At 39.0% G+C, this 13,785-nt stretch carries 9 protein-coding genes and 1 tRNA gene; 2 read left to right on the top strand and 8 right to left on the bottom strand.

The genetic code is table 11. The features are described from left to right. Positions 1 to 13 precede the first annotated feature (13 nt). Positions 14 to 85: transfer RNA gene (locus tag PLZ15_07085), tRNA-Lys, on the bottom strand. A 175-nt stretch (positions 86 to 260) separates the two neighbouring features. Between PLZ15_07085 and PLZ15_07080 the strand changes: the two genes are divergently transcribed. Together PLZ15_07080 and PLZ15_07075 are read left to right on the top strand one after the other, a co-directional pair. After that, positions 261 to 1,604, top strand: a complete 1,344-nt coding sequence (locus PLZ15_07080) for a sigma-54 dependent transcriptional regulator (protein HOI29513.1) — start codon at positions 261 to 263, stop codon at positions 1,602 to 1,604. A gap of 1 nt (position 1,605) precedes the next feature. After that, positions 1,606 to 2,688 (top strand): response regulator, encoded by a 1,083-nt coding sequence (locus PLZ15_07075; protein HOI29512.1) that lies wholly within the window; start codon positions 1,606 to 1,608, stop codon positions 2,686 to 2,688. Here the strand turns inward: PLZ15_07075 and PLZ15_07070 are convergent. The 7 genes from PLZ15_07070 to PLZ15_07040 all read right to left on the bottom strand — a co-directional run bounded on the left by PLZ15_07070 (position 2,681) and on the right by PLZ15_07040 (position 13,780). Further along, positions 2,681 to 3,358 (bottom strand): response regulator, encoded by a 678-nt coding sequence (locus PLZ15_07070; protein HOI29511.1) that lies wholly within the window; start codon positions 3,356 to 3,358, stop codon positions 2,681 to 2,683. The genes PLZ15_07075 and PLZ15_07070 overlap by 8 nt on opposite strands. Continuing rightward, a complete protein-coding gene (locus PLZ15_07065) occupies positions 3,355 to 6,894 on the bottom strand; it encodes a response regulator (protein ID HOI29510.1) in 3,540 nt (1,179 codons plus the stop codon). Before PLZ15_07065 ends, PLZ15_07070 begins: the two co-directional genes overlap by 4 nt. Positions 6,895 to 6,987: 93 nt before the next feature. Continuing rightward, positions 6,988 to 8,229 carry a hypothetical protein gene (locus tag PLZ15_07060; GenBank protein ID HOI29509.1) on the bottom strand — a complete coding sequence of 414 codons (1,242 nt, stop codon included), beginning with the start codon at positions 8,227 to 8,229 and terminating at the stop codon, positions 6,988 to 6,990. A 1-nt stretch (position 8,230) separates the two neighbouring features. Further along, positions 8,231 to 9,118: a hypothetical protein gene (locus PLZ15_07055; protein HOI29508.1), complete on the bottom strand. Its 888-nt coding sequence runs from the start codon at positions 9,116 to 9,118 to the stop codon at positions 8,231 to 8,233. Then, a complete protein-coding gene (locus PLZ15_07050; protein HOI29507.1) occupies positions 9,115 to 10,566 on the bottom strand; it encodes a hypothetical protein in 1,452 nt (483 codons plus the stop codon). The genes PLZ15_07055 and PLZ15_07050 overlap by 4 nt, the downstream gene beginning before the upstream one ends. Before the next feature lie 110 nt (positions 10,567 to 10,676). Continuing rightward, entirely contained in the window at positions 10,677 to 11,903 is a 1,227-nt protein-coding gene (locus PLZ15_07045; protein ID HOI29506.1) for a PilT/PilU family type 4a pilus ATPase, read from the bottom strand. Positions 11,904 to 11,992: 89 nt separating this feature from the next. Then, a complete protein-coding gene (locus PLZ15_07040; protein HOI29505.1) occupies positions 11,993 to 13,780 on the bottom strand; it encodes a GspE/PulE family protein in 1,788 nt (595 codons plus the stop codon). Between the last annotated feature and the right edge of the window lie 5 nt (positions 13,781 to 13,785).

Genomic DNA, 13,785 nt, shown 5'->3' with positions numbered 1-13,785 from the left:
AGGCTTTAAATCGTGAGCGCGGGTGGGATCGAACCACCGACCCTATGCTTAAAAGGCATATGCTCTACCCCTGAGCTACGCGCCCTCCGTCAAAATTTAGAGCACAAATATAAACCATCCCCTTAAAAATTCCAAACCGGCTGTAATATTTTAGATTATTGTGATTAAGTCCACAGACAATTCCAAAATCATTTTCAACCGCATTAAGGATTTATCATTAAAATTCTTTATTTTTCGCAAAAATTAATGACAAAAGTTCTATGAAAAACACAAAAATCCTGATTGCCGACGACGACGAAACCTTATGCTATCTTCTTAAAGAAGAACTTGTAAATGAAGGCCACAATGTGGATACGGTATACGACGGAAAAGATGCCATTGAGAATTTTAAAAAGAAAACTTACGATGTTCTTCTGCTTGATCTTGAAATGCGCGAAGTCCACGGCGAAAAAGTCCTCGGTTTTGTAAAAGAGAACCACCCTTCCACACAAGTAATTGTTCTTACCGCAAAGACTGATGTCCGGACAGCAATTGAATGTATAAAACAGGGTGCATACGATTTTATAACAAAGCCGTATGAATTCGGTCAGCTCTGCCTAACAATCGACAGAGCTCTTGAGCACCGCGACCTGATAATAAAAAACAAAATACTCACATCGAAGATCGATCAAGTAATTCCCAACTTCATAATCGGTGAAAGCGAAAGTATTAAAAACGTTATCAATCTTGCAGAAAGGGCAGCAAAATCGGAATCGAATATACTTCTGGAGGGAGAAACGGGTACCGGGAAGGAGTTGTTTGCAGAATACATTCATAAGAACTCCGATCGGAATAACAAACCATTTGTAGCAATCAATTGCGCATCGCTTCCTGATCAGTTAATGGAAAGCGAACTGTTCGGTTACGAAAAAGGTGCTTTCACAGATGCCAAGACATCGAAACAGGGATTGGTAGAAATAGCCAACGGCGGAACTTTATTCCTGGACGAGATCGGCGAAATGAGCCTTTCGCTACAACCCAAACTTCTCAGATTCCTTGAAAACGGCGAATTCAGAAGAGTCGGCGGCATTACAAATCTTTCTTCCTCTGTAAGGGTGATCGGTGCAACCAATAAGAATCTTATGCAGGAAGCCGAGAATAAAAATTTCCGGAGGGACCTTCTCTTCAGATTAAATGTAATTACTCTGACTATTCCGCCTCTCAGGGAGCGGCAGGGTGATGTCCTGCAGCTGGCTGAATATTTTCTTCAGAAAAAATCACCGGTCAGAGCCGTCAAAAAATTATCCGAAGAAGCCAGAAAAGAATTGATGAGATACAATTTTCCCGGAAACGTAAGGGAGCTTGAGCATATAATTGAAAGAGCAGTTATTTTTTCCGACGGTGAGTTCATTATCCCAAAAGACCTTAATATTCCCAAAGACGACTTCGATTTTTCGAATTTCACCAACAGTGATGGTTCACTGGTTTCTCTCGAGGAACTGGAGAAAATCCATATTAAAAGAGCCCTGGAACAGAACAACTGGAACAGGGAAAATACATCTCGAATGCTCGGGATAAGTCAAAAAACTCTCTATTCAAAAATCATAAAGTACAATTTAAAATAAGATGCAGTCCAAAGAAAAACCGGCACCGGTAAGTCACGCGGCACACGATCTTAACAACATACTCACAAGAATACTGAACAGCGTTGAATTACTTAAGAAAAAGGTTACGAATCCCGAAGAGGTTACTCCCCTCTTGAGCAGTATTGAAAACGGAACATACATGGCGGCCGAAATCATTGAAGATCTTCTTATTGAATCTTCATCGCGAACGGTAAAAAAGAAAAGGATCAATCTTAACACACTGATAAACGACCTTATCAATACAATATCAATCCATCTCAAAGAAAAAATTACATTTAACCTCCGGCTCGATTCCGGAATCTCTTTTGTTGAAGGGCGTTATTCCGACTTTTACAGGGTCTTTATGAACCTGATAATCAATGCTTCGGAGGCAATCAAAGAAAAAGGGACAATTACAATTACTACTAACAATCCAAAACTCCAGAGTACTGAGCCCGGTTTATTTGAAAGGGGTTCGTTTGTTCAGGTACGAATTGCAGACAACGGCGAAGGAATTGATCCTTCAATAATGCCTTCAATCTTTGATATCAATTTTACTACAAAGGCGAGGAATAAAAACAGGGGTGTAGGATTATCAATAGTTAAAAAAATTATTGATGATTACGGCGGAGTCATAAAAGTTTCGAGTGAGAAGAATAAAGGAACCGAGTTTACACTAAAGCTACCTGCAATTCTACACATAAAAGAGAAACCGGAACACAAACAGAAATCAATACTGATAGCCGAAGATGAAGATATACTGCGGGAATTACTGGCCGAACTTCTGATCTCATACGAATTCAATGTAATAACCTCTTCCAACGGCGATGATGTTTTAAAGGAATTAGAAGCCGGATTAAAACCCGATCTTTTAATTATCGATCAAAAAATGCCGGATATGGACGGAGTAACGTGCATCCGGAAAATAAAGGAGATGAAACTTAAAGTACCGATAATACTGGCTTCCGGTTCTCAAAGCGATTCCTATTGCGAGGAGGAAATTAATTCGCTCGTCGATAAAACAATAAGCAAGCCATACAACTTCGAAGAAATGTTATCGGTAATAAGGGAGCTTATTAGTTAGGTTTATCCGTATCTGAATTCAGATCAATTATATTAAGATTATTCACATACGGTGTAATAACAGGTTTTTTAATAGAACCCATCTTCTCAAGAACTTTAATAATTTCTTTTGCCGCATTTTCAATAAACTCAATCCGTTTTAAAACAACATCTGTGGATGAATTCTCTTTTGCAAGTTCTCTCCTTATTGCTGTTGTAGAAAGATTGATCAGCGTAAGCGGCTGTTTGATTTCGTGGTTTGCTGTAACAACCGTAGCGGCAAAAGTCTTGATCTTCTCGATTTCGATAAGGAATTTATTTGTCTCGCTGAACCTCAAAGCCGAATTTATCCGTGCAACAAGTTCGGTTTTATTGAAAGGTTTTTTTATATAGTCGAACGCACCGGCCTGGAGTCCGGCTTTTAAGTTATCCGCTTCAGTTAAGGCGGTCAGGAGAATGATAGGAATTAGCTTAGTTTCATCTTTCATCGAAAGGGTTTTACAAACGTCATACCCTGAAACTCCCGGCATCATAATATCGAGCAGTATAAGGTCCGGTTGTTCGTTAAATGCTTTATGAATTCCCATTTCGCCGTCGTAGGCTTTTATCACTTCAAAACCTTCATGTTCAAGCCGGTCTTGAAGAAGAAACACATTGTCGGGATAATCATCAATTACTAGAATTTTTTTCATTTTACATCAATCCTGGAATTTATGTACATACTTATTTTCGAGGCAAGAAGAGTTGAATTGATCGGCTTGGTTACCAGATCATTAAACCCATTCTTGGTAACTACTTCTTTATTATCGAGCATAGCATATGCAGTAAGGGCAATAACCGGAATAGATGATACTCGATTTTCGCTCCGTATTCTTTTTACAGTTTCAAATCCGTCCATCTGGGGCATCATAATGTCGAGCAATATAAGGTCGGGATTAATATGGTTGAGCATTAGAAGGCATTCCGTACCATTATGAGCAAAGACGGTTTCATAGTTAAGCTCTTTAACGAACTCACCGATTGTAAAGAGAGTATCCGGATCGTCATCAACAATTAAAATAGTTTGCTTCTGTTCAGATAATCCATTGTCGCCAACTACCGAAAAGTTATCGCCGATTTTCTCTTCAATTAAATTATTATTCCTGCCGGATAATCCAGAATCAATCATTAATCTCTCTTTAAGGCTTTTTAAAACATCGAGGGGATGATTCTTGCTTTGCAGAGTCAGTTCTTTAATACCAGAATTTATCCACTCAAACTCCTTCTCGAGATTGTCTTTACTGACATTAAGAACTGTAAAGAAATTCCTGTTCAGTCTGTTCTCTTCAACCTTAAGAAGGAATTCTAATGCATCGGATTTGAACGAATCAAAATCAACAATCACCATATGACTGGAATCTTTTCCCGGATTAGTTATTAGTGAATTCAAATCGTCAGTAAATTTTATTCTCCTTTCCGGCGTATTTTCATTCGAAATCAAGCTTTTAAACTTCATTGGATCCCTGGATGCAAAAACAATTTCCGGTATTCTGCTTTGAGAAAAAAGCTCTAGGTTTTTAACTACTCTTTCAATTTCGTTGAGAGTAGCCGGTTCAACTATATAATCGAATATAGCTGGAAGCCATCCTACTTTCTCATTCTCAAGGATTGAAATCAGAATTATAACTGCGTCCCGGCCGGATGGATTCGATTTAATTTCGGCCACTTCGCGGATCAAATTCTCTTTGATATCATCGCAGCAGAAAATAAATGCCTCCGGTGCCGGCCGGCCGGTATTGTTCAAATCAATTTTACCGATCTGATAAGGGATAAGTTCATAGTCATATGAGTGGAGATAATCTGTAATAAATTTTAATGTGTCGGAGTTTTTGCATGATATATAAGCAGTCTTCTTAATAGAATCCTTACCGGTATCTTCATGGATTGTAAGAAAATCCCTGAGAGGAACATCAAAGATATCCAGAACAATATCGTGCAGTACAAAAGAGAACTCAGAACCTTTGCTTAATTGACTATTAAGAGAAAGTGCCCCGCCCAGTAGTTCAACATAACGTTTTGTAATCGTAAGCCCGAGTCCGGCTCCCCCGTATTTTCGGGACGATCCGGAATCAATCTGCCTGAACTCGGAAAAAATTATTTTCTGATTCTCCTCCGAGATTCCAATTCCTGTGTCGGAAACCGAAAAATTCAGATCAAGATTATTTTGGAGTACAATAGTAAGTTTAACCGCACCGGATTCAGTAAATTTAACGGCATTTGTGATAAGATTATTAAGGATCTGTTCGAGTTTGCTTTTATCGGTATTAAGAAGCAGGTTTTTACCCGAAGGGGATTCAATAACGAACTTAAGGTTTTTATCCGAAGCAATCTGATGAATGTTGGTGTTAATATCCTCAAGCAGGTCGCTAAGCAGAAAATTATCTTTTTTGATTTCTATTCTGCCCGATTCAAATTTCGAAAATTCGAGAATATTGGTAATCATACCTAGGAGTTTTTTACCATTACGGTATACAATCCCCATTCTTTCTTTAGACTTCGGGGGGGTAACATCGTCTTTCAAAATTAGTTCTGTCAGGCCCAGGATGGAGATAAGCGGGGTGCGAAGCTCATGGGACATACTTGCAAGAAACTGGGATTTTACTTTAGTAAGCTCAACTGCTTTTATTCTCTGTTTTTCAAGCTCAAGAGCTTTTTCATTTATCTGCCTGTGAAGTTCTTTCAGCTCGTCATTCTGTTCGATTATCTGCTTATTCTGTTTCTGGTATTCTTCGTTAAGCCTTCTGAGTTCAACAACATAGTTTTCCAGTTGCTCGAGTGAGCGGGCGTTTACAAGTCCAAATGCAAGCTGTTCCTGTATATTATCGATATAGTTTCTAACCCTACCGCCCGGTTCCGAATCGGAAGCAAGCTCAAGAATTGCGATTGTCTCCCTGTTGTAGACAATAGGGTAGATTAAAATATATTTTATTTTGATGGAAGTAAGACCTGTTTTAATTTCAGGGAAATTCTCGCTGAAATTGAATTCGACAACTTCCTTTTTATCAATTGAATTACTATAGAGATCGGGTTCCTGAGAAGGTTTAACAATATTTTTCCCGATTCCCGTTGAGGAGATAAGGCGGAGATTTTTTTCGTCGACCATGTACAGGACGCCGAATGCCATGCCTGTGGATTTAATAATCTTATTGAGAGACGTTTCGGAAACCTCTTTGAGAGTGGAGCTCTGGTTTATAAGAGAAATAAAGTCGGTATACTCCTTTTCAGCATCGTCTTTCTTTTTAAGTTCATTCAACATCTGGTTGAAAGCTTCGCCTAATCTTCCAAGTTCGTCATTCGATACTATCTGAACCCTATGATTCAGATCCCCTTTCCGTGTAATTTCTGCGCCCTCACTTAAAAGTCCGATCTGTTTCCGCAGTTTTGTTGTGAAAAGGAGAATGAAAATAAAGGCAAGTGAACTTCCGGATGTAAGTATAATAAGCATTACGTCCCGTAAAGTATTTTTAAGACCCACACCCTCCTGATAAGTCTTGAATACAACAAAGCTGATTTTTGCACCGGGAGTGAGGATCTGGTGTGGTGAAATCGCGGCCGCTTCAAAATCGGCATTATCAATTTCCTCTTTATAAAGATCGAAATTATTTTTGAATTTCAGTTCACGAATTGCGTTGATTACATTTAACAGATAGACCTGGTTCTTAGCGGAGTTTGAAAATTCAACAGGCGAATCGTTGATCACCAGGGCAATGTCGGCTCTGATTTTCTCGCTTATTTTATCCAGGAATCCGGATGTTATGTGAACACCGTAATAGAAAATCTGTCCGTTATTTATTTTTGCATAACGAAGGATTAAGTTCGGGTTATCAACAAACAATTGCTTAAATGACCGGGAACGGAAATTTATGTAGGAATTGGACTTCACCTTAAATTCAGTATTACTGATAAGTGAGTCGTTAACAAGAGTAAAAATAAAATCGATTCCGGTTGAATCCAGGTTTATTTTTTCAATATCAGGACTGGCTGAAAAGATTTTCGAAAAATCATCATCCGTCTGTTCAATTCGACTTTGAAACGTAAAAACAAAATCGTTGGTGGAATTGAGTATGTCCTTGGACTGATAATTTGATAGAAGCTGGCCAGTTAGATTATAGTAGATTACAGCTGTTGCAATGGAAGCAATTAAAATAATTACAAATGTAATCAGTATTAAACGGACCTGAAGAGTCATAACAAAAGTGCTTCATTTTTATTATTTCAGAATTCTTTTTTTTCAGAAACAGTGTTGAAAAAAATAGGACAGATACGGAGTTCGCAAAGAGATCTATTTTTCTTCTTCATTCTTTTTCAAGTTTGATTTTATTTTCTCCAAGGCTTCTGCATTTTCCTGAAGTTCTTTTTTAAGGACCTGAGTTTCCTTCTGTTTCGAAACTCTTTCTTTCAACGAAGGGAGTATCTCGGCCTTAATGAGCATAATAATCTCCTTCTTGGCCATTTCTTTTGAGTCGTATCCTGTAAGATACCTGATCCCAAGAACCCACCATGGTAAATCCCTTAGAAACGGAATTCCTCTTCGGACAGTGGTTTCTTCATATACTATTAAACCGCCAATTGCAGTCTCCTCTCCATCCAGAAGCATAACAGACGTAGTAGCTTGAGTTTTTCTTATTTCAGTGCTTACCACATCCGGTATAGCCGAACTTCTTTCCACCTTAAGTTGAAGTAGTATGTAATCAATTCCGTCTTCATTATAAATATGAGGCGTCACTTCCAGAATTGTACCGGTAGAATAGAATTTATCGATCAGGTTACCTGCGAAGTCTCTCTCTTTAATTGAGAAGTCAGAGCCGACCTGAGCTCTTCCCTGAATATTATTTCTCACGGTGACGTTTGGTCTTGCAAAAATCTCACCAAGGTTTTCGGTTTCAAAAAATCTGAAGAGTGCAGTGGCATTTCCCTTAAATGGTCCCATTTCAAAAGTGGATGTACTTGAAAGATCGAAAGCCGGCGGTTTTTGCTGAACCTGGGTAGTAGATGAACCGCTCTGCTGCTGCTCCTGAACTGTCACAAAGTCGCCGCCGATAGAAAGACCGCTTCTCGAAAGCAGAAACTGCCAGTTAATGCCCCTCTCCTGCATTTCCGATACGTTTGCTTCAAACATCAGAGCGGTTATTTTAACCTCCCTATCATCAACCGAAGCATAAATTTCCGGAGTGAGTTGTTCCTTTCCCGCATCCTTCTTCTTAACAATAATTACAGATTCAGTCTCCTCAATAATAAGATTATGATATTGGGCAATTATGAAAAGTGCTTTTTTATATTGAATCTTATCCAGTTCAACACCGATCGGGACATTAATTCCCGCAGTAGAGACAACCCGTTTACCCGAGATTTTCTCACTAACAGTACTGAGGACCTGAATTGCCTGCTCGAAAGTAATAGTTTCGGAAAGGGTAACAAGTTCTTCGGGATTTACGTATCCCTGCAGTTTCTGTTTAAGATCAACCTGAGCATAATTTACAAAGACGAAAGACAGGAACAGCCAGGATGTAATTAGCTTTTTCATTTTATTTACTCTGCTTTTTTTCTTTATCGAGTTTCAATGTAACTGATTCAATAATACCGCCCTTGTTAAGGACAAAATTAACTTCATTGGTCTGGTAATTTATATTCGTCAGATAACCCAGATAAACTCTGTCTCCTTCCCAGAGTAGATAGGTATTCCCGTTAGCATCAGCCAGAAAAGCACCGTCGGGTATTAATGCCAGCAATACTGCCGACTGAACGTCGAGCAAAGAATCTTTATTCGGAGGAATTTCATTTCTAATCAACGGATAGAAAATATCGTACAGAGGATTGGGTATAAGTGAATTTTCTGTATAGTTGGCAACATAGAAACGGTCGTCGTTCGAGAAGTAGACCGCAACCTTGAATTTGAAACTCACCAGATAATGAGGAGTGCCGTCCTGATCAACTTTTACATTATTTGTAAGATCCAGACCGGATATTTTCTTTAGCAATTTGCTCTCTTCTATTGCATAAATAAGATTGTTAAGATCATTAAACTCTGCAATACCATTCAAAGTATAGTTATATATATTGAAATTACCCCCAGCCTCAGTATCCTCGTATTCGATATTTACATAGGAATCCGGCGAAAACGAATAACTGGTTTTGTTAATGAAATCGAAAAAGTCCGATTGGGGAAGATTGAAAGGTATATTATATTTTCTGTTTACAAGAATTGAATCGAGCTGAGCAACTCTGTTTTTTAATTTCTGGAGTTGATCTTCAAGGTCCTTAGTATCAAGCTGATAAAGTCTGAGGTCCTTTACTTTTTTCTCCCTGTCGTCTATCTTCCCTTTAAGGAAGACATAATTAAAGAGACCGCCTGCCAGTATAATGGCAATCAGAATTAGGACAATAATTATCGTATTTTTTACTTTACTGCTCATTTAGTATTCAACGAATCTTCAGAGAGTTTAAAATTAATTGTATAGGCGAAAGCGCTTTTTTCGCGGAGAGGTTCATAATTAATAAATTTTAATAACGCGGTATTACTGTATTGAGCAAACTCTGTTAGAACGCTTCTGGATAAAGCATACCCGTTAATTTTGACTTCTTCGGCGCTAACCGTTTCGAGCCTGGTCAGCCAGAAATTTCTGCGTCTTTCTATAAAGTCCGATACTTTTGTTAAGTTTTTATTCCAGATGCCCGAGCCGGTGGTTGCTGAATCCAGAATTGCCTGTGTTTTATCGAAATTATTAATTCTTGCGTCAAGTGGAGTTATCTCATCAACAAGGGCCTGATTCTGCTGTTGTAAAACCGTCAAACGTTCAATCTCGAAATCGAGGTCTTTAATTTCCCTGTAGCTCGAAAGGATTTCAAAAGTGAAAAAGAATGTTGCGCCGAAGAGGAGAGGTAGAATCGCATAACTGTGCCATCCGAATTGCAAAAACTTCTGATGTTCCTGGATATACTTTGGGAGGAAATTTACACCAACATGAGTCTTATTCAATTCATCAAAATATTCGATGGCCGAAGCAATCGGAATTGCATAGAGTGCAAGATTTCTTGCATCTTCTTCAGTAATAAGCGTGTTATTAAAGTCCTCGAACTTTAGTTCACTAACATTTGCTTCTGGAAATGTACCGAAGAAAGAGAGTATCAGGTTTTCAGAACGGTCCTCGCCGCACAGAATGATATTATCGAGTTTGGGTATTCCGCCGTTCTCCATTTCAAGAAGAATCTTGGAAAAATAAACATCGTATGTATGTAGATTCTTTGTTCCAATATCTAGTGTAGCGCCTATATGTTTTAATTTCTGTCCTTCCAGAAAAATCAGTTTGCTATATTCTTTGCCGATATAAATTATCAGCGTATTGTCTTCGGGAAAGAATTTATTTGTCTTACTAACATAGTAAGCGAGCGACAGTTCCGCTGTTTTGACCGTAGGAATTTTAAAATATCTTCTATTGTTATAATTAGCGAGCAGGTTTACAAGATGGACACAAGGAATTTCCCCTTCGATAAAAACGCTCAGCATTGCTTTGTCATTCAATTCCGTTACATCAACTGAATCAAGATCAACTGAAATCCCTTTTACATTCCGGATATCATTGGCAACCAGCTGAAGCAGCTTCTTTTTATTTTCATCCCTCGGACCTTCATAGTTATGATAATTTACAACAGGTTCAGTTATTATTGGAACAAACTGGCATTGATTCAGTTTCAATCCGAACAGCGACGACTGAAGCTGACCGACATCCGAAGTATCTTTTTCCGGTTCTGCCGCAGGGGCGGCGTCATCAAGACTTTCGAATGAAAAGTTACTACCAGTATCTACTGATTCAATCTCCTCGAGAGAAGTCTGACGTGAAAGCTGCTGAAGGGACTGCGACATTGTTAAGGAAGCCACTCTTAAAACTTTTATAGTGTCTTTCTCCTTTGTAAGAACCGCGACTTTAGTATCCGACCCTTCACAATATATACAGACAACCGGTTTCAATTCTACTAAACACCCTTCATCAATTGAAGAATTCTATTTTTATTATTCGAATAAGCGACTGCATTTTCCTTAGAAATCTTTTTCTCCGTAAAGAGGCGCAACAAATCCTGTTCCATAGTAACCATTCCCTGTTGTCCCCCCTGATTAATCATCATATAAATTTCGCTTGTATTGTTGTTTTTAATAGCCGCCTTAACGCTTGGAGTAACGATCAGGACTTCCTTAGCAAGAACACGTTTTCCATCGAGGCTCGGCACAAGTTTTTGCGACACTACAGATATCAAAACGTCTGCCAAACGATTCCGGACTCTTTCCTGTTCTTCCGGGCTAACTTCTGCAATTATACGGTCTATCGACTCAACAGCTGAAGAAGTATGTAAGGTAGAAAATACCTTATGACCTGTATCTGTTACCTCTAATGCTGCTAAAATAGTGTCAGGATCTCTCATTTCACCAATAACAATAATATCAGGGTCCTGGCGAAGGGCCTGAACTACACCATCTTTAAAGGAAAGGACATCACGGCCAACTTCCCGATGCTTAATTATCGAAATTTTTGATGAATGTACATACTCAACGGGAGATGCAATTATTACTATGTGACATGGATCAAATTGATTGTGATAGTCAATTATTGCGTCGAGTGTGGAAGATTTACCGCTACCGGTAATTCCGGTTATAAGCGAGAGTCCGAACTTAATGTAATTGTGACTCATTGTTTTAACAGCAAAGGGATGAAAATCGAGTGACTCGATCGGCCGAACCGCAGCTTGAATTGCTCTCATATTAAGAGCCAGCGCATCCAGATCGAAGTAAGCATCCGCTCTAAACCTTACGTAACGCGAAATTTTGTCGAGTTTGTATGTATGGCTAAAATCCAGGTTTCTGTTTTGAAGAAGGAACTGGCACTGATTTTTATTAAGGAGCGAAACAATTAATGCAGAGGCTTCGTCGGCTGTAAACTGGGGCAACTCTTTTACACGTTCTTTTTTTCCATAGATTCTGAACCAGACAAAATTCTGAGCACCGAAACCGCCTATTTCAACATCCGATGCATTCCTTTCGAGCATTACAGTGAGAATATAGTTTGCAAGGTTAAGAACCTGGATTTTTTCCTCCTGCGTCATCCTGTCAATATTCTCGATTATAAAACGAACTCTTTCAGGACCGAGAATTGTTGGAGGGATTTGCTTTGCAAATTCAGAGAGGATTTTTTTTGCCTGTTCTACCATCAGCAAGTACCGAATTTCTGGTTAAATAGTGTTTTCTTCGATTTCTTTTAAGCAATATAAGAAAACTTAGTCACGATTAAAGCAGTTTTTTAGTCTTCCATTGTTGCGCCAATTACCTCCTGAATTGACGTAAGACCTAATTTCACTTTCTCAAAACCAGAATCTCTAAGACTCATAGTTCCGTCTTTGCGGGCCTGTTCGCGGATTGCTTCTTCATCAACTTCCTCGCCCGACCGAACAATTTGTCTTCTGATTTCCCTCGTAAAATAGAGAGCTTCGTGTATAGCCATTCTTCCTTTAAATCCGGTTTGATTACACTTATCGCATCCTACCTGCTCATAAATTTCGTTGCCGGACCAATCCTTTATATCAAGTCCCGCAAGTGCAATATGCTCTTCAAGATTTTCAACTTTCCGTTTACAAACCGTACACAGTTTTCTTATCAGTCGCTGAGCAACAATAATGTTGATTGCATAAGCAATCAGGAACGGTTCTACACCCATTTTGAAAAGACGCGCTACCGCACTGGGTGCATCATTTGTATGAAGTGTAGAAAACGTAAGGTGACCGGTATTAGCAAGTTTAATAGCTGTTTCGGCAGTCTCTTTATCACGCATCTCACCAACAAGTACAATATCCGGATCGTGGCGGAGTATTGATCTGATGGCCTGTTCGAAATTCATTTTATGACCGATTTTAAGCTGCCGGGCACCTTCAATGACATATTCAACAGGATCTTCAACTGTTAAAACATTTTTCGTAGGATTTATAACCTGGTAGAGAGCAGCAATAAGAGTAGTACTTTTTCCCGAACCTGTTGGACCGGTTAATATGATCATTCCCTGCGGCTGGCTGATGGCTTTTACAAACGCCTTATTTGAGTATCCGGTTAAACCGAGCTTACCTAAATCCCTTATTACTTTTCTATCGTCGAGAATTCTTATTACGATACTTTCAAATTTGTTTTTAAGTTCTGTTCCTACAGTCGGAAGCACGGAGACTCTGAAGCGGATTATATGACCATCGATTTCCCTTTGTATAAATCCATCCTGTGCTCTTTCTCTTTCGAATCTGTCGAGGCCTTTTGAACGGTCTTTAACAACCGCCATAACTGCTTCGGGCATTGTTCCCTCCTGAACATGCCAGAGCTGCAGTTTACCATCAAGGCGGAAATGAATTTCTGTTTTGTTACCGCTCCTTGGTATAATGTGAATATCACTGACTCCTTTGCGTACCCCCTCAACCAGAGCCGCTTCAATTAGATTTATAAGAGCACTTTTATTTATTTCAGCATCAAGTTCATCTTCATTGATCGAAACCTCTTCCTGAACAACCTGCATCTCTTCGGCAGCTTCTTCGATCATTTTAAGGTATTCATTCTCGGAAGTAACCAGCAGATTTATCAGACGGTCGTAATCTTTTTTTCTCAGATAGTTTATTTCATACTTTTTTGCGTTAAGTGTATATGCAATTTTTGCAAGCGTCCTATCGGTCGGATCAACAGCTGCAAAAACAAGTTTATCTTTTATTTTATCGTCATACCTGTAAGGAATTACACGGTGTTCGAGGAGCATTTTACGTACTTCCGGCCCCTGTTTATTCATCAGGTTTTTTATCTCGCTGACTCTCTCTTCCGAAAGTTCCTCGGGATGAATGTTCAATTCTTTGAATGCGTAGAGGACGGCAACTTCGCGGAAGATAACATCGTGTTCAAATCCAAATTCTTCAACAAGGATCTGCGCCAGATTCCTCTTCTGTTTTAATTGATCGGCATCCTTGATTTTAAGGGATTGTTCTAAAATTTTTGAATCGATAATTCCCTTCTTGAGTAAAAGGTAACCGATTTTATCAGTCATTTCGAGATGCGCGTCAATCATACCGC

This window comes from Melioribacteraceae bacterium, assembly GCA_035362835.1.
GTDB lineage: Bacteria > Bacteroidota > Ignavibacteria > Ignavibacteriales > Melioribacteraceae > DSXH01.
Note: the sequence above shows the minus strand (reverse complement) of the source record. Positions and strands in the feature narration are given on the sequence as shown.